We start from the raw sequence: 22392 nt of genomic DNA on the forward strand, positions 1-22392 counted from the left end.
GTTGCTTCACAAAACCCTGTCGCTCGGGGTATGTTTGCCGCTCAGAATCCCGGTTTACCTCGTTTTACCGTCCGGCGCCCGATCGCCAGTGACGCGGCCGGTTTATTTTTCAGCTACGCTGACAGTTCCGGCGGGCTCAAGGGCAGCGACTTGTCAAAGATGAAAATACACGCGATCACCGCCCCCCTTTCCAAAGCGCGCCACCAGCGCTGCTGCGAGTGCGATCTGCTGTTCGTGCTGCCGCCGCTCAGCGGCAACCAGGCCGCCTATTGCCCGCGCTGCAACGCCAAGGTAGTGAACGGCCGCGACTGGTCGATGACGCGCCTGACCGCCATGGCGATCGCCATGCTGCTGCTGATGCCGTTCGCCTTCACCGAACCGCTGATCAGCATCCGCCTGCTCGGCACGCGCATCGACGCCAGTTTGCTGGAAGGCATCTGGCAGATGAGCCGTCAGGGCGACCCGCTTACCGCCAGCATGGTGGCGTTCTGCACCATCGGCGCCCCGCTGACGCTGGCGCTGTCGTTGCTGTACCTGCGCTTCGGCCACGCGCTCGGCATGAACCTGCGGCCGGTGCTGCTGATGCTGGAGCGGCTCAAAGAGTGGGTGATGCTGGACATCTATCTGATCGGCATGGCGGTGGCGGCGATCAAGGTGCAGGATTACGCCGACATCCAGGCGGGCAGCGCGCTGATCGCCTACCTGTCGCTCACCCTGCTCAGCATCCTGACGCTGATCCACGCCAACCTGGAGCAGCTGTGGGAGCGTTACTATCCGCAGGAACAGCCGAAAGGCCCGCCGGCGGCGCTGCACATTTGCCTGTCCTGCCACTATACCGGCTACCCCGACGCGCGCGGCCGCTGCCCGCGCTGCCACGTGCCGATGTGCCATCGCCAGCCTTACAGCCTGCAGAAAACCTGGGCGGCGCTGATCGCGGCGATGATCCTGTTGATACCGGCCAACCTGCTGCCGATTTCCATCATTTACGCCAACGGCGTGCGCCTCGAAGACACCATATTCTCCGGCGTGGTCTCGCTGGCCACCTCCGGCAACGTGCCGATCGCCGCCATTGTGTTCATCGCCAGCGTGCTGGTGCCCTTTACCAAAGTGATCGTGCTGATCACGCTGTTGTTCAGCATTCACTTCAAAACCTCGCACAGCCTGAAGACGCGCATTCGTCTGCTGCGTCTGGTCGCCTGGATCGGCCGCTGGTCGATGCTCGATCTGTTCGTTATCGCCTTGATGATGTCGCTGGTAAACCGCGACCAGCTGTTATCTTTTACTATGGGACCGGCCGCGTTTTACTTTGGCTCGGCGGTCATTTTGACTATTCTTGCCGTTGAGTGGCTGGATAGCCGATTGATTTGGGATGCACATGCAACAGGAAACGCCGACTACACCGACTGAAGCGCGGGTCAAGAACAAGCGCCGCATTTCACCGTTCTGGTTACTGCCGTTCATCGCCCTGCTGATCGCCGGGTGGCTGGTCTATAACAATTTCCAGGAGCGCGGCACCACCGTCACCATCGATTTCCAATCGGCGGCGGGCATCGTCGCCGGCCGCACGCCGGTACGCTATCAGGGCGTAGAGGTCGGCACGGTGCAGAAAATCAGCCTGAGCAAAGATTTGCGCAGCATCGTGGTGGAGGCCAGCATCAAAAGCGATCTGGAAGACTCGCTGCGCGAAGGCACTCAGTTCTGGCTGGTGACGCCCAAAGCCTCGCTGGCCGGGGTCTCCGGGCTCGATGCGCTGGTCGGCGGCAACTATATCGGCATGATGCCCGGCAGCGGCAAGGAGCAAACTCACTTCACCGCGCTCGATACCCAGCCGAAATACCGCCTGAACACCGGCGAGCTGATGATCCACCTGCACGCCGACGATCTCGGCTCGCTCAACAGCGGCTCGCTGGTCTACTACCGTAAAATCCCGGTCGGCAAGGTGTATGACTACACCATCAGCGAAGGTAACAAGGGCGTGACCATCGACGTACTGATCGACCGCCGTTTCGCCAACCTGGTGAAGAGCAACAGCCGCTTCTGGAATGTCTCCGGTTTCAAGGGCGATTTCAGCCTGTCCGGCGCGACGGTGCAAATGGAGAGCCTGGCGGCGCTGGTCAACGGCGCCATCGCCTTCGATTCGCCGGCCGATGGCCAGCAGGCCAAGGGCGATCAGAGCTATACCCTGTATCCGGATCTGGCCCACAGCCAGCGCGGCGTCAATATCCTGCTGGATCTGCCGAGCGGCAACAGCCTGAGTGAAAACCGCACGCCGCTGATGTACCAGGGGCTGCAGGTCGGCACCCTGACCAAGCTGACGTTGCAACAGGACAGCAAAGTGGTCGGTGAACTGACCATCGATCCTTCGGTGGTCGATCTGATGCGCAGCGGCACCCGCATCGTGATGCGCAGCCCGCGCATCAGCCTCAACGACGCCAAGCTCAGCCAGCTGCTGACCGGCACCACGCTGGAGTTGGTGCCGGGCGAAGGTGAGCCGCAGCAGCGCTTCAACGTGCTGGACAGCAGCGAAACGCTGTTGCAGCAGCCGGGCGTGCTGACCGTCACGCTAAATGCGCCGCAAAGCTACGGCATCGACGTCGGGCAACCGCTGGTGGTGCACGGCGTGAAAGTCGGCCAGATCCTGAGCCGCACCCTGACCGCCGGCGGCGTGGTGTTCACCGCCGCCATCGACGCGCAGTATCGCGGCCTGCTGCACAAAGACAGCAAATTCGTGGTCAACAGCCGGCTCGACGTCAAGCTGGGCATCGACGGTATGGAAGTGCTCGGCGCCAGCGCTCAGGAATGGGTGGACGGCGGCGTGCGCATTATTCCCGGCAGCAAGGGGGAACCGGGCGGCCAATACCCGCTGTACGCCAACAGCGAAAAAGCCGAGGAAGGCATCGTCGGCAACGCCCCTTCCACCACCCTGACCCTCAGCGCCACCAGCCTGCCGGATGTGCAGGCCGGTTCGGTGGTGCTGTACCGCAAATTCCAGGTGGGCGAGATCGTCAACGTTCGGCCGAAGGCCAACGAGTTTGAGGTTGACGTGTACATCAGCCCGGAATACCGCAAGCTGCTGACCCGCGAAAGCATCTTTTGGGCCGAAGGCGGCGCCAAGGTGCAGCTCAACGGCAGCGGGCTGACGGTGCAGGCTTCGCCGCTTAACCGCGCGCTGAAAGGCGCCATCAGCTTCGACAACCTGCAGGGCGTGACGCTCAACAAGGGCGCCAACCGCGTGCTGTACGCCAGCGAAACCGCCGCCCGCGCGGTGGGCAGCCAAATCATGCTGCGAACCTATGACGCCAGCAAGCTGTCGGCGGGCATGCCGCTGCGCTACCTCGGTATCGACGTCGGCCAGGTGGAGTCGCTGCAGCTGGCGCCGGAGCGCAACGAAGTGTTGGCCAAAGCGGTGCTGTATCCGGAATATGTGCACACTTTCGCGCGCCTGGGCAGCCGCTTCTCGATCGTTTCGCCGGAGATCTCCGCCGCCGGCGTCAGCAATCTCGATACCCTGCTCCAGCCTTATATCAACGTGGAGCCGGGGCGCGGCCGCGAGCTGCGCACCTTCGAGCTGCAGCAGGCCAGCATCACCGACTCGCGCTATCTCGACGGCCTGAGCGTAGTGCTCGACGCCGCCGAAACCGGCTCGCTGCAGATCGGCACGCCGGTGCTGTTCCGCGGCGTAGAGGTCGGCACCATCACCGGCTTCTACCTTGGCGCCATGTCCGATCGGGTGCACGTCGCGCTGCGCATCAGCAAGAAATATCAGCATCTGGTGCGCAACAACAGCGTGTTCTGGCTGGCTTCGGGTTACAACCTGCAGTTCGGCCTGACCGGCGGCGTGATCAAGAGCGGCACCTTCCAGCAGTTCATCCGCGGCGGTATCGCCTTCGCCACGCCGCCGACCATTCCGCTGGCGCCGAAAGCCACGCCGAACAAACACTTCCTGCTGAATCCGGAAGAGCCTAAGGACTGGAAAACCTGGGGCACCGCCATTCCGCGCGATTAAATTTCGCATTTTCCTCAGGGCCTGGCATCGCCAGGCCCTGTTTTTTTCCGCTTTGTGATAAACTCTCGCCCTTATCTTTATTGCACCCTGAGAGTTCGCCCGTGGCCAAATCCACCGCCGTTTTTCTGCCCCCCGCTTTCCTTGACGCCACCCGCGCCATCATGCCCGCCGAGCTGGCGATGGACGATTTTATCGCCGCCTGCCAGCGCCCGCTGCGCCGTAGCCTGCGCGTTAATACGCTGAAAATCAGCGTCGCCGACTTCCTGGCGCTGGTGCAGGATTACGACTGGCGACTGGAGCCCATTCCCTGGTGCGCGGAAGGGTTCTGGATCGAGCGCGACGATGAAGAGCTGCGCCTGGGCAGCGCCGCCGAACACCTGAGCGGCCTGTTCTACATTCAGGAAGCCAGTTCGATGCTGCCGGTCAGCGCGCTGTTCGCGGGCGGCGCGGCGCCGACTCGGGTGCTGGACGTGGCGGCGGCGCCGGGATCCAAAACCACCCAGATCGCCGCGCTGATGGGCAATCAGGGCGGGATCGTCGCCAACGAATACTCCGCCAGCCGGGTGAAAGTGCTGCACGCCAATATCAGCCGCTGCGGCGTGAAGAACACCGCGCTGACCCACTTCGACGGCCGGGTGTTCGGCGCCGCGCTGCCGGAGAGCTTCGACGCCATTCTGCTCGACGCCCCCTGCTCCGGCGAAGGCGTGGTGCGCAAGGATCCGGACGCCATGAGCAACTGGTCGCCACAGAGCGTGGCCGAGATCGCCGCCACCCAACGCGAACTGATCGACAGCGCGTTTCATGCGCTGGCGCCGGGCGGCGTGATGGTTTACTCCACCTGCACGCTCAATGCGCAGGAAAATCAGCAGGTGGTGCGCTGGCTGCTGGACACCTACGGCGACGCGGTCAGCATCGAGCCGCTGGGCGAGCTGTTCCCCGGCGCCAACAAGGCGCTGACCGCCGAAGGTTTCCTGCACGTCTTCCCGCAGATTTACGACAGCGAAGGCTTTTTCGTCGCCCGCCTGCGCAAACGGCGCGCCGTGGCGCCGTTGCCGAAGCCGACCTACAAAGTCGGTAAATTCCCGTTCAGCCCGCTGTCCGGCAAAGAAGCGGCGCAGGTCGCCCAAGCCGCCGCCGCATCCGGCTTAACCTGGGGCGATGACGGCCGGCTGTGGGAGCGCGACAAAGAGATCTGGCTGTTCCCGGCCGAGCTGGAACCGCTGTTCGGCAAGGTGCGCTTCTCGCGCATCGGCCTCAAACTGGCGGAGCGTTTCCCTAAAGGTTTCCGCTGGCAGCACGAGGCGGCGATCGCGCTGGCCGGCACCGGCGGCAAAGCGCATTTCGAGCTGGACGCCGCGCTGGCGCAGGAGTGGTATCACGGCCGCGATCTCTACCCGGAACTGCCGCCGGCGGGCGATGAATGCATCGTCACCTACCAAGGGCAGCCGCTGGGCATCGCCAAGCGCATCGGTAGCCGTATCAAGAACAACCTGCCGCGCGAGCTGGTGCGCGACGGCGCGCTGGATTTCCACCTGTAAACAATACCGCGCCGGGGAATAAAACGCCCCGGCGATAAAATAACGCTAATAATATTCCCATCACCGTTCGTTATTATTCTAATCATTTCAATTTATCGGTATACCTAACCTGCAAGCCCCGTCAGCCGGGGGATGGTAATAAAAAGTTTCTCGCTTTCATCAAGACAATTCCCGATTCTTATTCTATTAATTAAAGTGCAGCTAAATGAATACGTTCAACCCACCTCTGGGTGGCGTCTTTGCGGGCTTTCTCTCATACGGCAAGGAATATAAGATGAAAAAAACTCTGATGGCATTGACCTCGGTAGCAACCCTGCTGTGCGCCAACGGCGCGGCTAACGCAGCAGGCACCATTCAAGGCACGCTAGGCGTGACGCTGACCATCGGCGCCGGTTGCGTCGTGGGTGGCGGCAACAGCAGCGGTTCCGTCAACGACTTCGGCTCCATCAGCTTCGGCACTTACTCTTCACTGGCCAACATCATCGACGCCAGCGCCACCGGCGCAGGGGGGGCCGGTACGCTGTCATTGACCTGCACCACCGGCACAGACTACACGGTGGCGCTGGACAACGGGCTCCACGTCACGTCAGGCACCCAACGCCGCATGGCCAGCACCGCAGGCGCATTCATCAGCTATAACCTTTACCAGGATGCCGCGCGCACCACCGCCTGGGGCAGCGGCGCCAACGCGCTGACCGGCACCGGCACCGGCGCCGCCGTTCCGCTGATCGTGTATGGCCGCGTGCCGGCGGCCGGTTCTACCCCGGCGGCGGACACCTATAACGACACCGTCACGATGACGGTCACCTGGTAACGGTGCGGCTCGCGCTTTGCTGCGGCGGATTATGGGCGTGCAGCCTGTTGGCGCTGGCCGACAGTAAAACGGCGACCCTCGGCGTCAGCGCGACCTTGCTCAGCGCCTGTGAAGCCGGCAGCAGCTCAGGCGGCAACGTCAGCTTCGGCACGCTGAATTTCGGCACGCTGTATTTTCTCAGCACCGCCACCAGCGTCGCCGGGCAGCAAAACGCCGGCGCCATTCGGGTGAAATGCACCAACGGCACCAGCTACAGCGTTCTGCTTGGCGGCGGGCAAAGCGGCAATACCGCGGCCCGCTACCTGCAAAGCGCGGCCGGCCAACGGGTGAATTACAACCTGTACACCAACGCCGCCCACAGCACCATTTGGGACAATCTGACGGGCGTGTCACAAACCGCCAACGGTTCGGACAACTGGCTGCCGGTCTATGGCATGATTCCGGCGCAGTCCACGCCCCCGACAGGCAGCTACACCGATACGGTACAGGTCACGATCAATTGGTAATGACGATGCGCGCTTCCATTTGCGGTTTGCTGTTCTGCCTGCCGCTTTCCCCGGCCCAAAGCGATACCGGCGTCAACGACTTGACCAAAAGCCAGCCGTTCACCGTAAATGCAACCGTGGTAAAAGGCTGCGTATTGGGCAGCGGCGTCAGTGACGTGACCACCTTCGGCACCCTGAACTTCGGCCAGCTGTCCTCACTGAGCAACGCGGTCAGCGTCGTCTCCAGCAGCGGCGCCGGTTCGGTGCTGTTTCGCTGCAACCCGGGGCTGAGCGTTACGCTGGCCCTCGGCGTCGGCAATCATGTGACCGGATCCATCGCTGGCGGCAGAAAATTACAAAACGCCGCCACGTCGGAAACGCTGCTGTATCAACTTTATCAAGACAGCAACTACGCCACCCTTTGGGGGGATGGCGCCAACGGCGGCGCGGCGCAGACCGTCGCCGCCACCGGCAGCACGCAAGAAATCAAGGTTTACGCCCGTCTGTTTTCGACCAGTACCCTGCCCACCAGTGGCGTTTACAGCGATACGGTCTTGTTGACGGTCACTTATTAAGTTTTTTTGCAATAAGGATGAGTTATGCGCATACCCTTCCGCCTGCCGTTAACGGCAGCCCTGCTCCTGGCAAGCCAGCAGCACGCCCTGGCCGCGGCCTCCATTCTCATTTGGCCAATCGATCCGGTGATTGAAGATCAACAACAGGCCACCGCGCTGTGGCTGGAAAATCGCGACAGCAAACCGGTCTATATGCAAATTCGCGTGTTGGGTTGGCGGCAAACCGCCGGCAAAGACGATTACAGCAACCAAAGCGACGTGATCGCCAGCCCGCCGGTGGCGTCGATCGCGCCAGGCAAACGCCAGCTGATACGCCTGATCAAACAGTCGGCCCCGGCGGCGGGACAGGAGCGCGCCTACCGCATTTTGGTCGATGAAGTGCCGGTGAAAGAACAGTCGTCGGGCGCCGCTCCCGGCGGTGCGGAGATGGGGCTGAAATTCCAGATGCGCTACTCGGTGCCGCTGTTCGTCAGCGGCAAGGGCATTTGGACCAAACAGGACAGCGAAAAACCGCGCGATTACGCGACCGCCAGCCAACCTCAGCTCAGCTATCGTCTACAGCAGCAAAGCAGCGAACGCTGGCTGGAGGTGCGAAATCAAGGCGCAGTGCATGCCCGCATTTCGAAAGTGACGCTGCAAGGCCGCAGCCTGAATCCCGGCCTGATGGGATACGTGCTGCCCGGTTCGCAAATGCGCTTCGCCTTGCCGCCCGCCGGCGGTTTCAGCAGCGGCAAACTGATGGCCACGGTCAATGACAACAAACAGCCCGTAGCCATTCCGTCTTATTGAGGCCCAGGTGCAGCCGACAGGGAGGCTATCGACGCGGCGTTTCAGCCTTAAGCCGCTGGCGTTTGCCATGCTGAGCATGGCGGCCGGCGGCTGGCTGCCGTTTGCGCTCGGCGACGATCTGCCGCCGCCGCCCAGCGCCGTCAGCATGCCGGACACCACGCTGTATCTGGAGCCGGTCGTCAACGGGCGCCAAACCGGCAACGTCGTGCCGGTCAACTACCGCGGCGGCCATTACTACATGACGCCCCAGCAACTGCTCGACGCCGGGCTGCCGGTAGCGGATAAGCAGGCGAAAGAGATCGCCGTCGATCGGCTGGAGAAGGTGGATGTCAGCTACAGCGGCGAGAGCCAGCAGTTGCTGATCAACGTGCCTAACGACTGGTTGCCGCAGCAAACCATCGGCGCCCATTCACCGTTGCAGCGCTTGCCGGCGCAAAGCAGTCTGGGTTTGCTGTTCAACTACGATATCTATGCCAGCCAAAGCAACGGCAATGGCCGGCCGGGCTACCTGTCGGCGTGGAGCGAACAGCGACTGTTCGACGGGTTCGGCGTCATCGCCAACACCGGCATCTACCGCAGCGGGTTTAACGGCGGGCCGAACGACGATGGCGGGCGCTATATTCGATACGACAGCTACTGGCGTTTCAACGACGACCAGCGGATGCTGAGTGTGATCGCCGGTGACCTTACCACCGGCTCGCTCCCCTGGAGCAGCGCCGTGCGCATCGGCGGCTTGCAATTGGCGCGCAATTTCGCGGTGCGCCCGGATCTTATCACCTACCCGCTGCCGCAGTTTTCCGGCCAGGCGGCATTGCCCAGCAGCGTCGATTTATACATCAACAGCTATAAAAACAGCACCACCAACATCAATCCCGGACCGTTCACCCTCAACAGCGTGCCCTACATTAATGGCGCGGGTCAGGCCACCGTCGTCACCACCGACGCCCTCGGCCGCCAGGTCAGCACCACGGTGCCGTTCTACGTGGCCAGCAACCTGCTGCAGACCGGCATGAGCGATTTCAGCATTTCCACCGGTTTGCTGCGGCGCAACTACGGGTTGAATTCTGCCGATTACGGGCAATGGGTCGGCAGCGCCAGCTTACGTTACGGCGTCACTGATTGGTTAACCCTGGAAGGACGCGCCGAAGGCGCAGCCGAGTTGGCGGTTGGCGGCGCCGGCGCCGACCTTCGCGTCGGGCAATGGGGGGTTCTCAACGCGTCCTACAGCGTCAGCCAGGCCGGCGATGAAGCGTTTAACGGCGGACGGGCGATACAATCCCCCACCTATTACGATCCGCTGACCGGCAGGCCGTTGCAACAGCCGGATCCCCAGCCCGTCTATCGCTACACCGGCAACCACGGCGATCAGAGCAGCTTTGGTTACACCTACAGCAACCAACGTTTCAGCCTCAACGCCCAACGCATCCTGCGCAGCGCCGATTTTGGCGACATTTCCGTGTATAAAAGCGACTACCGCCTGAGCCGCCGCACCGATCAGTTGACCGGCAGCGTCAGCCTGGGCCGGCTCGGCAGCCTCGGCGCCGGTTATTTTGACGTCCGCGACGCCATCGCTCAGCGAACCCGCCTGGTGAACCTGTCCTACAGCGTATCGCTTTGGCGCAACAGCAGCCTGTACGCCTCGCTGAACCGGGAAATCGGCAGCAGCGGTTACAGCGCCCAGCTGCAGCTCTCCATTCCGTTCGACAGCTGGGGCACGGCCAGCTTCAGCGCCGCGCGCGACAACAACAACCGCTGGAGCGAACGCGTCAGCTACAGCCGCGCCGCGCCGACCGATGGCGGTTTCGGCTGGAATCTGGCCTACGCCAATAACCCGAGCGGCGGCGATTACCGCCAGGCCGATCTGACCTGGCGCACCCGCAGACTCGAAGCCCGAGCGGGCGTATACGGCACCCGCGATGAAACCAACCACTGGGGAGAAATCAGCGGTTCGCTGGTGGCGATGAACGGCGGCGTGTACGCCACCAACACCATCAACGATGCCTTTGCGCTGGTGTCCACGCAAGGATACGCCGACATTCCGGTGAGCTATGAGAACCAGCCGATCGGCAAGACCGACGCCCAGGGCTATTTACTGGTGCCGACCGTCACCTCTTACTACCATGCGAAATTCCAGATTGATCCGCTCAACCTGCCCGCCGACGTCGCGCTGCCGACGGTGGAGAAAACCGTCGCCATTCGCGATCACAGCGGTTTTCTGGTTGAGTTCCCCATCCAACCCATCTCCGCCGCCGACGTCGAACTGGTTGACGAACAAGGCAAACCGTTGGCCAACGGCAGCCAGGTGGCGGTGGTTGGCGGCAATCAGCAAAGCTATGTCGGTTGGGATGGCATGACCTATATCGACCCGGTGCAACAACACAATCGGCTGAGCGTGATCCCGGCCGACGGCGGCCCGCCGTGTCAGGCGGAATTCAGCCTGGCGAAGCCTCAGGGCATCCAGCGCGTCGGCCCGGTTGTCTGCCGCTAATTCAACGACGGAGAGTCACTATGTTTCGGGGATTGAAAGCCTTCTTATTGTTAACCCTCTCGCTGCTGTTCTGTCAGCGCGCATTCGCCGACTGCGCCACCACCAACGGCACCGTCACCTTACCGGGAAGCAGCTCTTTCGTGGTCTACAACGGGCAGATCAACGCCCAGGGTACCGCCGGCCTCAACTGCACCGGCCTCGGGCTATCGCTGCTGTCGCAGAACACCGTCACGGTCAAGGTTGCGTCGACCACCAACGGCATGGCGGTCGCCAACACCGACGGTTCCGGCGATAAAATCGCCTACCTGATCTATCCCGACGCCAACTATCAATATCCCTACAGCATCGGGCAGACCATTGACTACAGCTCGCTGAACCTGCTGTCGCTGATCCTGATCTCTTCCAACGTCAACTTTCCGCTGTATATCAAAACCACCGCCGGCGCCAACGTGCGTTCGGGCACCTATACCGACACCATCAACCTGATCTGGAACTACCATATCTGCGGCCTCGGCGTGCTCGGCCTGTGCATCTGGTGGGACGGCGTCAACAAGGCCAGCACGGTCAGCGTCAGCGTCGCCATCACCAAAGACTGCCTGATCGGCACCGCGCCCAACGTCAACTTCGGCAGCATGGCGTTGGTCGGGCAGTTCAATCCTGTCAATCAGAGCATCACCCTGACCTGCACCAAAACCGAGGGATACAACACCTATTTCACCAACGGCAATAACCCGGTCTCCGGTTGGCGGCGTATGAAAAGCGGCACCAGCAATTTCATGCAGTATCAGATTTACTTGCCCAATACGACGACCGTTTGGGATAGCACCAACAAACAGAGCGGCGCCGGCACCGGGCTGGCGCAAAGCATCCCGTATAAGGCGGCGGTCAATGCGGCGCAGACGGAAGTGGCGGTCGGCAGCTATCAAGACAATCTCAGTTTTGTGGTGGAGTACTAGGCGCGGTGCTTTGCCGTCGTGGAAATTGTTTCCAAAATGTAATTTTTATGTGGCATTTTTTGCTCACTTGGCTATGCTGTTACCGATGGCCGCACTGGTCTAACCTCCTACCACACCATTGAGCAAGGAGTTCCCATGAGCAAAACCGTCGTAAAAATTGGCAGCTTCGAGGTCGATGACGCGCATCTTAACGCCGGCGCCGACCGCGCCGGCACCCTGAGCATTCCCTGCAAGTCCGATCCGGATCTGTGCATGCAGCTGGACGGCTGGGATGAACACACCAGCATTCCGGCGATCCTCGACGGCAAACAGTCACTGCTGTACAAGCAGCACTACGATCGGCAGGCGGACGCCTGGGTGATGCGGCTGGCATGAAAATGCATCAGAACTGCTGACGACGCGCTGTTTTCATCGGAAACAGCGCGTTTTTTTATGCGATGGCGATGCCGCGGCCGGCAAAGAAAGGGGTGAAGCGGCTGAGCGGCAGGTGCACCCGCTCGCGCGTCGCCGGGCTGTCGCCCGAAGGATTGTGGAAGGTCACGCTTTGCGCATCGGCGGCGGTGATCAGCACCAGATGCCCGCCCCGCTGCGGCGGTATGCTCTCCGGCCGGCGAATGGAGGGATGCACCGAGGCGATAAAGTAACGGCATTCTTGAAGCAGCGCCGGCACGTCAGCGGCCTCCAGCCCCACCTTCACCTCCGCTTGCAGCGCGAACTGCTCGCGTACAAACTCGACGAACGGCGCGTAAATCAGCCCCTTTATCCGCACCCCTTCGCGCACATAGGCGCCGTAAGGCAGGCTGCGCCGCGCCAGCTCCAGCAGCGGCGGCGCTTCGCCGTCGCGGTGGCCCAGCACCATTTTCAGACAGGCCATGCCGCACACGTGATTGGCCCACTCGACGTACTCCGCCCGATCGCGGGCGCCGCTGCGCGCCCAATTTTCGTCTTGCGCCAGCGTCGCGCGGCCGGCGATCAGATCGGCGGCCAGTTCCGGGCTGGCCCACTGGCACTCGTAGGGAACGGCGCGCATAAGATTAGAATTTGTCGACGACTTTGAAATTCATCAGCACCAGCGTCATGTCCGGCGAGAACAGATCGTACTCTTCAAAGAAGCGCTGCAGCTCTTTGCGCCAGTGCGCCAGCGAGCGATCGCCCTCGCCTTCGGCAAAGGCGTGCGCTTCATCGACCTGATCGTAAGTTTTCATTTCCACCGCGGTCAGCTCGACCGCGCAGACCGGCTCACCCTTGCCGTCCACCACCAGGAACCGATCGCCGGCCTGCGGGATCCCCTCGCCGTCGAGGTTGGAACAGGTGGCCGTTTTGGTGCCATTGAGGATCAATTGCACCACTTCATCGGCCTGCTGCTCGGTATCGCCGAACGCCCAGCGCTCAAGGTGCTCGTATTTCTGTGGAATTGCCGTCGCCATGATTATACCTTTAGGAAAAATGCATCAATGCAGACAGGATAGTACAACGTATTGCCGGCCGTCTGCATCCGTCGCAAGCGCGACTGCGCGTTCCGCCACCGCCGCCTTTACGCGTTTTTACCGTTCTTCGCTGTGCCTGTCGCGCTGTCGGGCGCATACTGTGAACATTATTCACCCAATGGCGACCGCCAGGCGGCAACATGCGGCAAAATGACATCGATGCTGACGATACCTTCAGCGATTTACTCAACGGCGTCGCGTTAGTGACGCTTTTCCTCATCATCCTCGCCGGTGGATGGTATTTCAGCTAAAGGGGAAACAACGTGGCAACAAAACGCATGGGCGCCAAGCTCAGTAAAATGGTGGTGGTGCTGGTGCTGATCTGCCTGGCGTTGCTGCTGTTGCGTTGGGCGGCGATCGCTTTCGGTTAACCCCGCGAAACGCCGGCGCCCTGCTCACCGACGCCGCGGCGCGGTCGGCTCCAGCAACTCCCGCAAATAGGCCAAGCGCGCCTCTCCCTGCGGCAACCAGCGGCGACACAGCCAATGCTGCGTTTCACCCGTGCGGCTCAGGCGGTAGTATTCCGTAAAGGTTTCGACCCAGTTCATGATGTTTTCTCCTGCTTTTCGACACCGCAAGTATTGAGCGTAAAAACCAGAAGAAATACTGATGGCTTGTTTTTTATGCTTCCTGTTTTAGGCAGCCGGTAGCGAAGCCGCAGTTCAGCTGCTACATTGGGCAAAAATCAACCAACCGAGGTAGGCCATGACGTTCTCGGAACAGGAGATTAAACCCGTATGGGATGAGGTCGCACGCCTGATCGGCGACGGCGTGATGCAGCTGCGCCATCGCGGCGAAGCGCTGTCGGTGGAAACGCTGGAAAAACATCTGGCGCGGCAGCTGGCGGACAGCAACGATATCGAACGGCGCATCCTACTCGGCGCCGCCATCAACATGCTGAAAGGCGGAAAATGAATCGCCAACCGAAAAGGTTGGCGATCCGACAGAAGCCCGAGGTATGCAAGCCCGGCCTTCTGCGCGCTACTATGTCACGCTAATATGACGGAATTAATAGGAATTGTCGGGTTTTTGCCCAAAACGCCCTATTTTTGTTGCCTGCATTACGCCAGCACGAAATCATCCGCATCCAGCGGCTGCCCCACCACTTTCACCAGGAAATCGCTGCCGGTGTTGAACAGCGTCAGATCGATCTTGTCTTCACCGCGCACGAAGTCGCGGATCCAATCCGCCGGTGGCGGTGAGGAAGTCGCGATCGGTATTGGAATTGAAACCGTAGATCGTATCGCCGATGCGGGTGTGCATGTTGGCGCCGTAGAAATGCGGGATCGCCGTGATGTCGTTGAGCAATGGCCCGGATGAGTACGCGCCTTTAAAGTCCTGCCCGATGTTGCTTTCGCTGAAATAGCTCATCACGCTGTGGGTGCGGCTGTCCTCGAAATAAAAAACCGGGGCAATCCAACCCCGGCTATCCATAAGAAATTCTGGACTCAGACTAACCAACCGAGCAGCAGCGTCGCGCCAATGACCGTGGAAGCGCCGCCGATGCGCGTGGCGATTTGGGCGAACGGCATTAGCCCCATGCGGTTCGATGCCGACAGGATCGCCACGTCACCGGTGCCGCCCAGGCCGCTGTGACAACAGGTGACGATCGCCGCTTCCACCGGGAACATCTTCAGGTAAGGCGCAATCAGGAAACTGACCAGCCCCATCGACAGCACCACCGAACCGCAGACCACCACATAACCGACCGAGAACACCGCCACCACGCTTTCCAGCGGCACGTACAGCATGCCCAGACCGATCATCAGCGGCCACACCAGCGCGGTGGAGACGAACTTGTAGAAACTGTGCGCGCCGATCTCCATCGAGGCCGGGATCATCCGGCAGTATTTGCACAGCACCGCGAACAGGATCATCAGCACCGGGCCGGGAATATGCACGATGTGTTCAAACAGGCCGCCGACGATAAAGAAAGCGCAGATCACCAGCAACCCGCCGCCCATCAGTTGGAAATCGACGTTGCCGCTTTGCTCCTTGATGGCGAACATCGCGTTCTCCTGCGCCGAGCGGATCAGCATGCCGTCGCCGCTCAGCGCCTTGCGCTGCATGCCGATGCGCGCCAGCACCCCGGCGGTCACGATGGCGAAGATGTTGCCCAGCACCGCCGCCGGCGCCAGCTGCGCGACGTAGACGTCCGGCGTCGAGCCCAGGATCGCCGAATAGGCCAGCGACAGCGGTAAAATCCCCTCGCCGATGCCGCCGCCGATGATCGGCACGATGATGAAGAAAAAGGTGTGATAAAAGGTAAAGCCGAACAGCTTGCCCACCAGCAGCCCGGTGATCACCGCCGTCACCGTACCGACCACCAAGGGCACAAACATGCGAATCATCCCCTGAATCAGGATCACCCGGTTCATGCCGAGAATGCTGCCGACCACCAGACTGGCGATGACGAAATAGAGCAGGTTGGCGTCTTTCATCAGCAGATGAACGGTGCCCATGACGTTAGGCTGGAAGACATTGAAATAGACCAACACCGACGGCACCATCAAACACAGAATGGCCGGCCCGCCGATATCGCGCAGCACGGGAATGCTTTTTCCCAACTGCGCCAGCGCAAAGCCCAGCGTCATTATCACCGCCAGGCCGCCGATCATATTCTTCGGCAGGAAGTTGGCGTAGGCGGAAATCGCCACGATCGCGCAAATCGTGATAAACAACGCGATCGGCACCGCACCGATATCTATTTGACGAAGTTGATTAATTAATCCTGAGGATTCGGACGATGCCGCATTTTTATCACAGGCCAGTTCTGCATTTATCTGTTTCATTATTCACCCTGCTGACAAGCGTACAGTACGGTTAGATTCACCTGGCGCAACAGTCTTGCCATAGCCAAGCAAAAACAAATGATTACGAAAAATCCTATTGTGGATTTCGCTTTTTCTAATAAGAAATAAAACAGTGGACAGCCCTGACGATATGATAAAAAATAAAAATGCAAAACTAAATTACGCCGGCGAAATTCAATATTGTGACCCTCCGCCAAGGTTGGTTTTAATTAATTATCGTCAGCATTTTGTAATTAAAGTAAGCAGGCTTAAATTCGCTGCTATGCTATAGGAGGGCGAAAAAGCCCCCTGTTTTATTAATAAAGAACCGGAAACGCATTAGCTGAATCCGGTCAGCTTGATCCGAACCTTAATCCTGCGCGCGGCACCGCACGGGAAAGAGGCATAATATGACTCATAAGGAAGTAGAATATGTCTTCACGCGCTGTTACCCCACAAACCCTCGCTCGCTACGGCATCCATCAGGCCGCCGACATCGTCTATAACCCCAGCTATGAATTGCTGTTCGCCGAAGAGACCCGCGCCGACCTGCCGCCGCTGGAACGCGGCACCCTCACCCAACTCGGCGCGGTCAACGTCGCGACCGGTGAGTTCACCGGCCGTTCGCCGAAGGACAAATACATCGTGCGCGACGACACCACGCGCGATACCGTCTGGTGGTCGGACAACGGCACCGGCAAAAATGACAACCAGCCGCTCTCCCCGGAAGTCTGGCAGCATCTGAAGACGCTGGTGGGCAACCAGCTCTCCGGCAAGCGTTTGTTCGTGGTCGACGCGTTCTGCGGCGCCAACGCCGACACGCGCCTGAAAGTGCGCTTCATCACCGAGGTGGCCTGGCAGGCGCACTTCGTGAAAAACATGTTTATTCGCCCGAGCGACGCCGAACTGGCGGACTTCGAGCCGGACTTCGTGGTGCTGAACGGCGCCAAATGCACCAACCCGGACTGGCAGCAGCAAGGGCTGCATTCGGAGAACTTCGTCGCCTTCAACCTGACGGAACGCATGCAGCTGATCGGCGGCACCTGGTACGGTGGCGAGATGAAGAAAGGCCTGTTCTCGATCATGAACTACCTGCTGCCGCTGAAGGGCATCGCCTCGATGCACTGCTCGGCCAACGTCGGCGAGCAAGGCGACGTGGCGGTGTTCTTCGGCCTGTCCGGCACCGGCAAAACCACCCTCTCCACCGATCCGAAGCGCCAGCTGATCGGCGATGACGAGCACGGCTGGGACGACGACGGCGTGTTCAACTTCGAAGGCGGCTGCTACGCCAAGACCATCAAGCTGTCGCCGCAGGCGGAGCCGGAAATCTATCAGGCGATCCGCCGCGATGCGCTGCTGGAAAACGTCACCGTGCTGGCCGACGGCAGCATCGACTTCGACGACGCCAGCAAGACCGAGAACACCCGCGTTTCCTATCCGATTTATCACATCGAGAACATCGTCAAACCGGTGTCCAAAGCCGGCCATGCGCGCAAGATCATCTTCCTGACCGCCGACGCCTTCGGCGTACTGCCGCCGGTATCGCGCCTGACGCCGGAGCAGACCCAGTACCATTTCCTGTCCGGCTTCACCGCCAAGCTGGCCGGCACCGAGCGCGGCATCACCGCGCCGACGCCAACCTTCTCCGCCTGCTTCGGCGCTGCGTTTCTGACGCTGCACCCGACGCAGTATGCCGAAGTGCTGGTGAAACGCATGGAGGCCGCCGGCGCCCAGGCTTACCTGGTCAACACCGGCTGGAACGGCAGCGGCAAACGTATTTCGATCAAGGATACGCGCGGCATTATCGACGCCATTCTGAATGGCGACATTGAGCAGGCCGAGACCTTCACGCTGCCGATCTTCGGGCTGGACGTGCCGACCGCGCTGCCGGGCGTCGATCCGTCGATCCTCGATCCGCGAAAAACCTACGCCGACGAATCGCTGTGGCAGGAGAAGGCGCAGGATCTGGCGCAGCGCTTTATCGATAACTTCGCCAAATATACCGTTACCCCGGCGGGCGAAAAACTGGTGAACGCCGGGCCTAAACGGTAACGCAGGGTTTATGCCAAGCCGTCTCAGGGCCGAATTTTCGGCCCTTTTTTGTTTTCACTCTTCCGCCATCCCCTGCGTTCGCCGATGTTTGCCCCGAATGGTGGCGTATCGACGGCATGCGCTGAGCGCCTCACAGTTCCCGCTGAAATCAATTGATTGTTTTGTCGTATAAATTTAGAACTGACGAACAATAATTCAAAAGTATGGGAACGGGGATGAATCAACAGACTCTCGACGCGCGCCGCTCGCGTCAGGCGTTGCTGGCCGGCTCGGTCGGCAACTTTATCGAATGGTATGAGTTCGGGGTGTACGGGTTCCTGGCCACCGTTATCGCCGCCAATTTTTTCACGCTGCAGGGTGAAAACGAAATCACCAGCCTGATCCTCACCTACGCCGCCTTCGCGCTGGCGTTTTTCTGTCGGCCGATCGGCGCGGTGATATTCGGCCGCATCGGCGATCGCATCGGCCGTCGCCCAACGCTGATCGCGGTTCTGCTGTTGATGACGCTGGCCACCGCGCTGATCGGCGTCATGCCGACCTATGCCTCGATCGGCGTCGCCGCCCCGCTGCTACTGACGCTGCTGCGCATGTTTCAGGGGCTGTTCGCCGGCGGTGAATTCGGCGGCGCCGTGTCGCTGATGACCGAGTTCGCCCCGAAGGGCAAGCGCGGGCTGTTCGGCGCCTGGCAATCGCTGACCGTCGCGCTCGGCCTGCTGGCCGGGGCCGGGCTGGTGGCGCTGTTGGCCGCGCTGCTCAGCGTGCAGCAGCTACATGACTGGGGCTGGCGCATTCCGTTCCTGCTGGCGCTGCCGCTAGGCGCCGTGGCGCTGTGGCTGCGGCTAAAGCTCGAGGAAACGCCCACGTTCACCCAGGCGCAGCAACATGCGGAACACGCCGCCGCGCCGCCGGAAGCGAAGCTGGGTGGCGTGGTGAAAACCATTCTGATCGGCATCGGCCGCATGATGGGCTGGTCGGCCGCCGGCTATACCTTCCTGGTGGTGATGCCTTCCTATTTGCAAACCTCATTGCACGCCACCTTCCAGCAGGCGCTGGTGGCGACGGTGCTCGCCAACGTCGGCTTCGCCCTGACCATTCTGCCGGCGGGCATTGTCAGCGACAAACTGGGGCGTAAAACGGTGATGCTGACGGCGGTGGCAGCGGTGATCCTGTTCACCTTCCCGCTGCTGCACCTGTTGCAGGATGCGCAGAGTTCACTGTGGGCCAAAGGGCTGGCGGTCATGATCGCCGGCGCCGTGGTCGGCCTGCTGGCCGGCCCCGGCCCGGCGATGCTGGCGGAGATGTTCCCGACCCGGGTGCGCTATACCGGCTTGGGGCTGGCTTACTCGCTGTCCAATGCGGTGTTTTCCGGCTCGGCCGGGCTGATTATCACCGGCCTGATCAAACAGACCGGCAATATCGACATTCCCGCCTACTACGTGGTCGCCACCTCGGTGGTCAGCCTGTTTGCGCTGATGACGCTGCGCCGCGACGACCATCTGCGCTCGCTGAACGAACGTTAATCTTCCGGGGGGCGCATCGCCCCCTTATCAACCCGTGACCTCGATCACAAGGCACAAATGTTAACGTTAACTTTTGTGATTAACATCGCATGCGTGACATCTGCTGGCTTCATCCCTTTACGAGTTAACGTTAACAATAGAGCTAACTTCACTCACCGGGGCCCTACCCATGAACCGCGAAACTAAAAAATATTACGTGCTGCTCAGCGGCCTGCTGTTCTTCTTTTTCTTCACCTGGTCTGCCAGCTTTTCGCTGATCTCGTTGTGGCTGAATCAGAAGATCGGCCTGAAAGGCGCCGAGACAGGCCTGATCTTCTCCGCTATCTCGTTGGTGGCGCTGTGCGCCCAGCCGCTGTACGGGTTTATTCAGGACAAACTTGGGCTGCGCAAGCACCTGCTGCAGTTTCTCGGCGTGATGCTGCTGCTGACCGGCCCGTTCTTTATCTACGTTTACGCCCCGCTGCTGGCCAGCAGCCTGCCGCTCGGCGCGCTGGTCGGCGGGGTATTTATCGGCGCCACCTTCTTCGCCGGCATCGGCGCGCTGGAATCTTATACCGAGCGAGTCAGCCGCATCAGCGGTTTCGAATTCGGCCGCGCCCGCATGTGGGGATCGCTCGGCTGGGCCAGCGCCACCTTTTTGGCCGGTTTTATCTTCAATATCGATCCGAACATCAATTTCTGGCTGGCCTCCGCCGCCGCCGTGGTATTCCTGTTGCTGCTCAGCCAGGTGCGCGAGCTGAAGCCGAACGCCATGGCAGGCCTGGCGTTCGGCAAACCGGAAAATCTGCGGCTGCAGGATGCGCTGGCGCTGCTGCGTATGCCGGGCTTCTGGGCGCTGGTGGTGTTTGTGCTCGGTATCAGCGTGTACAACGTTTTCGATCAGCAATTTTCGGTCTACTTCGCTTCGCAGTTCGCTTCACGCGAACAGGGCAACGAGATGTACGGCTTCCTCAACTCGCTGCAGGTCTTCCTCGAAGCCGGCGGTATGTTCCTGGCGCCGCTGCTGGTGAACCGCATCGGCGCCAAACAGGGGTTGTTGCTGGCCGGTGGCGTGATGGCGCTGCGCATGTTCGGCTCCGGCTTGGTCAGCGGCGCATTGATGATCTCCGCCATGAAACTGCTGCACGCCGTAGAGTTGCCGATCCTGCTGATCGCTATCTTCAAATACATCGCCAGCCGCTTCGACAGTCGCCTCTCCTCAACGCTTTACCTGGTGGGCTTTCAGTTCATCACCCAGGTGATGGCCAGCTTCCTGTCGCCGCTGGCGGGCTACGGTTATGACCGCATCGGCTTTGCCGACACCTATCTGCTGATGGGGTGCGCGGTCGCCGCCACGACGCTTGTCTCCTGTTTCCTGCTGCGCGGCGAACGTTCCGCCGGCGCAACCCCCTTTCAATCCGCCATTAAATCAAGCGAGTCTGTCCAATGAACACTGCCTTAGCTCAAGCCGACCATGCGGTCGAGGCCCTGCGCGCAGAGCGCCGAGACGAATACTACCCGCAGTTCCATCTCGCGCCGCCCGCCGGCTGGATCAACGATCCCAACGGCCTGATCTGTATTGACGGCGTCTATCATGCCTTCTTCCAGCATCACCCCTACAGCGAACACTGGGGGCCCATGCACTGGGGGCACGCGACCAGCCGCGATCTGATCCGCTGGCAGCACCAGCCCATCGCCCTGGCGCCCGATGCGCCCTATGACAAAGACGGTTGTTTTTCCGGCTGCGCCGTGGATGACAACGGCGTGCTGACGCTGATTTACACCGGCCACGTGTGGCTGGGCGAGCCCGGCGACGACAGCCAGGTGCGGGAAGTGCAATGTCTGGCCACCAGCGAAGATGGCATACGCTTCGTTAAACATGGGCCGGTGCTGGCCCCGCCGGACGGCATTCAGCATTTCCGCGATCCGAAAGTCTGGCGCGAGAACGGCGAATGGTGGCTGGTGGTCGGCGCCAAAGAAAACGGTCTCGGCCAGGTGCGCCTGTACCGTTCTGCAGACCTGCGCGCCTGGCGCTTCGATCGGGTGCTGGCCGGCGCGCTGGCGGCGCATCAAGGGTATATGTGGGAATGCCCGGATTTCTTCCCGCTGGGGGAACAGCACCTGTTGCTGTTCTCGCCGCAGGGGCTGGCGGCACAGGGCTACCGCTACCGCAATCGCTTCCAGAGCGGCTATCTGCTCGGCCACTGGCGGCCGGACAGCGACTTCAGGGTGACCCAACCCTTCTGCGAGCTGGATGCCGGCCACGATTTCTATGCGCCGCAGACCTTCACCGCCGCCGACGGCCGTCGGCTGCTGTTTGCCTGGATGGATATGTGGGAATCCCCGATGCCCAGCAAAGTGCACCGTTGGGCCGGCGCCCTCACCCTGCCGCGCGAGCTGACGCTGGCTGCCGACGGCAGCGTCCGCATGAACCCGGCGCGTGAACTGGCGGCGCTGCGCCGAGAATCGCACACCTTTTTGGCACAGACGCTGACCAATCAGCATCTGCCGCTGGCGGACGACGTGCAGGAACTCACCCTGACGTTGAGACCGGCCGACAACGACGCCGAGCGTTACGGGCTGGCCATCGGGAATGCGGCGCGCCTGTTCGTCGACAATCAGGCGCACCGGCTGGTGCTGGAACGTTTTCATGACAACCCCGCCCTGTGCACCTGCCGCAGCGTGCCGCTGCCGGAAGGTGACACCCTGTCACTACGGATCTTCATTGACCGCTCATCGCTGGAGATCTTCGTCAATCAGGGCCAGGCCTGCCTGACCAGCCGCATCTACCCGACGGCGGGCGAGCGCCACCTCAGCCTGTTCGCCGAAGGCGGCCGGGCACAGTTCGAGCCCATCACGGGATGGCGGTTGGGAAGCATCTGGGGATAATGGGTATGAGCACCGGGCGCGC

20 protein-coding genes and 1 pseudogene are annotated in these 22392 nt (G+C 61.1%); 16 read left to right on the plus strand and 5 right to left on the minus strand.

Annotation, left to right across the window (positions count from 1 at the left end; all coding sequences use genetic code 11):
* Positions 1–159: 159 nt before the first annotated feature.
* The 10 genes from yebS (at position 160) to ACJ8IM_RS12585 (ending at position 12026) form a co-directional block, all read left to right on the plus strand.
* A complete protein-coding gene (yebS, locus tag ACJ8IM_RS12540) occupies positions 160–1407 on the plus strand; it encodes a membrane integrity lipid transport subunit YebS (protein ID WP_033638760.1) in 1248 nt (415 codons plus the stop codon).
* Positions 1376–4006, plus strand: coding sequence for a PqiB family protein (locus ACJ8IM_RS12545; RefSeq protein ID WP_033647432.1), 2631 nt, complete (start codon positions 1376–1378; stop codon positions 4004–4006). Before yebS ends, ACJ8IM_RS12545 begins: the two co-directional genes overlap by 32 nt.
* A 101-nt stretch (positions 4007–4107) precedes the next feature.
* The gene (gene rsmF / locus ACJ8IM_RS12550; RefSeq protein ID WP_033653899.1) at positions 4108–5544 is read left to right on the plus strand and encodes a 16S rRNA (cytosine(1407)-C(5))-methyltransferase RsmF; all 1437 of its coding nucleotides are present in this window, start codon (positions 4108–4110) and stop codon (positions 5542–5544) included.
* A 274-nt stretch (positions 5545–5818) separates the two neighbouring features.
* Complete coding sequence (locus tag ACJ8IM_RS12555; RefSeq protein WP_033638282.1) at positions 5819–6358, plus strand: Csu type fimbrial protein; 540 nt, start codon at positions 5819–5821, stop codon at positions 6356–6358.
* 2 nt (positions 6359–6360) lie between these two features.
* A complete protein-coding gene (locus ACJ8IM_RS12560) occupies positions 6361–6864 on the plus strand; it encodes a Csu type fimbrial protein (protein ID WP_072008406.1) in 504 nt (167 codons plus the stop codon).
* Between the two features lie 5 nt (positions 6865–6869).
* Positions 6870–7418 carry a Csu type fimbrial protein gene (locus ACJ8IM_RS12565; protein WP_086557004.1) on the plus strand — a complete coding sequence of 183 codons (549 nt, stop codon included), beginning with the start codon at positions 6870–6872 and terminating at the stop codon, positions 7416–7418.
* 24 nt (positions 7419–7442) lie between these two features.
* Positions 7443–8207 carry a fimbrial biogenesis chaperone gene (locus tag ACJ8IM_RS12570; protein ID WP_033638279.1) on the plus strand — a complete coding sequence of 255 codons (765 nt, stop codon included), beginning with the start codon at positions 7443–7445 and terminating at the stop codon, positions 8205–8207.
* Positions 8208–8274: 67 nt separating this feature from the next.
* A complete protein-coding gene (locus tag ACJ8IM_RS12575) occupies positions 8275–10695 on the plus strand; it encodes a fimbria/pilus outer membrane usher protein (protein ID WP_172448765.1) in 2421 nt (806 codons plus the stop codon).
* Positions 10696–10715: 20 nt separating this feature from the next.
* The gene (locus ACJ8IM_RS12580; RefSeq protein ID WP_033638278.1) at positions 10716–11651 is read left to right on the plus strand and encodes a Csu type fimbrial protein; all 936 of its coding nucleotides are present in this window, start codon (positions 10716–10718) and stop codon (positions 11649–11651) included.
* Positions 11652–11786: 135 nt separating this feature from the next.
* The gene (locus ACJ8IM_RS12585; RefSeq protein WP_101455830.1) at positions 11787–12026 is read left to right on the plus strand and encodes a DUF1480 family protein; all 240 of its coding nucleotides are present in this window, start codon (positions 11787–11789) and stop codon (positions 12024–12026) included.
* A 55-nt stretch (positions 12027–12081) separates the two neighbouring features.
* On the opposite strand, the gene ACJ8IM_RS12590 is transcribed toward ACJ8IM_RS12585, so the two are convergent.
* Positions 12082–12681 (minus strand): hypothetical protein, encoded by a 600-nt coding sequence (locus ACJ8IM_RS12590; RefSeq protein WP_033653895.1) that lies wholly within the window; start codon positions 12679–12681, stop codon positions 12082–12084.
* Positions 12682–12685: 4 nt separating this feature from the next.
* Positions 12686–13078 (minus strand): ASCH domain-containing protein, encoded by a 393-nt coding sequence (locus ACJ8IM_RS12595; RefSeq protein ID WP_033638276.1) that lies wholly within the window; start codon positions 13076–13078, stop codon positions 12686–12688.
* A gap of 338 nt (positions 13079–13416) precedes the next feature.
* Here ACJ8IM_RS12595 and yniD point away from each other — a divergent pair, with 338 nt between their 5' ends.
* The gene (gene yniD, locus ACJ8IM_RS12600) at positions 13417–13509 is read left to right on the plus strand and encodes a small membrane protein YniD (protein WP_226872161.1); all 93 of its coding nucleotides are present in this window, start codon (positions 13417–13419) and stop codon (positions 13507–13509) included.
* Positions 13510–13533: 24 nt separating this feature from the next.
* Here the strand turns inward: yniD and ACJ8IM_RS12605 are convergent, their stop codons facing one another.
* Positions 13534–13686, minus strand: a complete 153-nt coding sequence (locus ACJ8IM_RS12605; RefSeq protein WP_162846222.1) for a hypothetical protein — start codon at positions 13684–13686, stop codon at positions 13534–13536.
* A 157-nt stretch (positions 13687–13843) separates the two neighbouring features.
* Between ACJ8IM_RS12605 and ACJ8IM_RS12610 the strand changes: the two genes are divergently transcribed.
* Positions 13844–14053 (plus strand): hypothetical protein, encoded by a 210-nt coding sequence (locus tag ACJ8IM_RS12610; RefSeq protein ID WP_004931526.1) that lies wholly within the window; start codon positions 13844–13846, stop codon positions 14051–14053.
* Positions 14054–14329: 276 nt separating this feature from the next.
* On the opposite strand, the pseudogene ACJ8IM_RS12615 reads toward ACJ8IM_RS12610, so the two are convergent.
* Positions 14330–14539 (minus strand): annotated as a pseudogene (locus ACJ8IM_RS12615) (M10 family metallopeptidase C-terminal domain-containing protein); the annotation flags it as partial.
* A gap of 47 nt (positions 14540–14586) precedes the next feature.
* Positions 14587–15930, minus strand: a complete 1344-nt coding sequence (locus ACJ8IM_RS12620) for a 2-hydroxycarboxylate transporter family protein (RefSeq protein ID WP_033653894.1) — start codon at positions 15928–15930, stop codon at positions 14587–14589.
* Positions 15931–16362: 432 nt separating this feature from the next.
* Between ACJ8IM_RS12620 and pckA the strand changes: the two genes are divergently transcribed.
* From pckA to ACJ8IM_RS12640, 4 genes are all read left to right on the plus strand, one after another.
* Positions 16363–17982 (plus strand): phosphoenolpyruvate carboxykinase (ATP), encoded by a 1620-nt coding sequence (gene pckA, locus ACJ8IM_RS12625; RefSeq protein WP_033653893.1) that lies wholly within the window; start codon positions 16363–16365, stop codon positions 17980–17982.
* Between the two features lie 215 nt (positions 17983–18197).
* Positions 18198–19502, plus strand: coding sequence for an MFS transporter (locus ACJ8IM_RS12630; protein ID WP_033653892.1), 1305 nt, complete (start codon positions 18198–18200; stop codon positions 19500–19502).
* 169 nt (positions 19503–19671) lie between these two features.
* Positions 19672–20931: an MFS transporter gene (locus tag ACJ8IM_RS12635; protein ID WP_033653891.1), complete on the plus strand. Its 1260-nt coding sequence runs from the start codon at positions 19672–19674 to the stop codon at positions 20929–20931.
* Positions 20928–22370 (plus strand): glycoside hydrolase family 32 protein, encoded by a 1443-nt coding sequence (locus ACJ8IM_RS12640; RefSeq protein WP_033653890.1) that lies wholly within the window; start codon positions 20928–20930, stop codon positions 22368–22370. Before ACJ8IM_RS12635 ends, ACJ8IM_RS12640 begins: the two co-directional genes overlap by 4 nt.
* The last annotated feature ends 22 nt before the right edge of the window (positions 22371–22392 follow it).

It is taken from the genome of Serratia sp. CY33525 (genome assembly GCF_052169115.1).
GTDB lineage: Bacteria > Pseudomonadota > Gammaproteobacteria > Enterobacterales > Enterobacteriaceae > Serratia > Serratia sarumanii.

Excerpts from the sequence above, each read along its gene's own strand:
- ACJ8IM_RS12565 (WP_086557004.1), top strand. The coding sequence starts at position 6,870 with ATGCGCGCTTCCATTTGCGGTTTGCTGTTCTGCCTGCCGCTTTCCCCG.
- ACJ8IM_RS12635 (WP_033653891.1), top strand. The coding sequence starts at position 19,672 with ATGAACCGCGAAACTAAAAAATATTACGTGCTGCTCAGCGGCCTGCTG.
- ACJ8IM_RS12590 (WP_033653895.1), bottom strand. The coding sequence starts at position 12,681 with ATGCGCGCCGTTCCCTACGAGTGCCAGTGGGCCAGCCCGGAACTGGCC.
- ACJ8IM_RS12630 (WP_033653892.1), top strand. The coding sequence starts at position 18,198 with ATGAATCAACAGACTCTCGACGCGCGCCGCTCGCGTCAGGCGTTGCTG.
- ACJ8IM_RS12580 (WP_033638278.1), top strand. The coding sequence starts at position 10,716 with ATGTTTCGGGGATTGAAAGCCTTCTTATTGTTAACCCTCTCGCTGCTG.
- pckA (WP_033653893.1), top strand. The coding sequence starts at position 16,363 with ATGTCTTCACGCGCTGTTACCCCACAAACCCTCGCTCGCTACGGCATC.
- ACJ8IM_RS12605 (WP_162846222.1), bottom strand. The coding sequence starts at position 13,686 with ATGAACTGGGTCGAAACCTTTACGGAATACTACCGCCTGAGCCGCACG.
- ACJ8IM_RS12585 (WP_101455830.1), top strand. The coding sequence starts at position 11,787 with ATGAGCAAAACCGTCGTAAAAATTGGCAGCTTCGAGGTCGATGACGCG.
- ACJ8IM_RS12570 (WP_033638279.1), top strand. The coding sequence starts at position 7,443 with ATGCGCATACCCTTCCGCCTGCCGTTAACGGCAGCCCTGCTCCTGGCA.
- ACJ8IM_RS12595 (WP_033638276.1), bottom strand. The coding sequence starts at position 13,078 with ATGGCGACGGCAATTCCACAGAAATACGAGCACCTTGAGCGCTGGGCG.
- yniD (WP_226872161.1), top strand. The coding sequence starts at position 13,417 with ATGGGCGCCAAGCTCAGTAAAATGGTGGTGGTGCTGGTGCTGATCTGC.
- ACJ8IM_RS12620 (WP_033653894.1), bottom strand. The coding sequence starts at position 15,930 with ATGAAACAGATAAATGCAGAACTGGCCTGTGATAAAAATGCGGCATCG.
- ACJ8IM_RS12545 (WP_033647432.1), top strand. The coding sequence starts at position 1,376 with ATGCAACAGGAAACGCCGACTACACCGACTGAAGCGCGGGTCAAGAAC.
- ACJ8IM_RS12555 (WP_033638282.1), top strand. The coding sequence starts at position 5,819 with ATGAAAAAAACTCTGATGGCATTGACCTCGGTAGCAACCCTGCTGTGC.
- ACJ8IM_RS12640 (WP_033653890.1), top strand. The coding sequence starts at position 20,928 with ATGAACACTGCCTTAGCTCAAGCCGACCATGCGGTCGAGGCCCTGCGC.
- ACJ8IM_RS12610 (WP_004931526.1), top strand. The coding sequence starts at position 13,844 with ATGACGTTCTCGGAACAGGAGATTAAACCCGTATGGGATGAGGTCGCA.
- yebS (WP_033638760.1), top strand. The coding sequence starts at position 160 with ATGAAAATACACGCGATCACCGCCCCCCTTTCCAAAGCGCGCCACCAG.
- ACJ8IM_RS12575 (WP_172448765.1), top strand. The coding sequence starts at position 8,275 with ATGCTGAGCATGGCGGCCGGCGGCTGGCTGCCGTTTGCGCTCGGCGAC.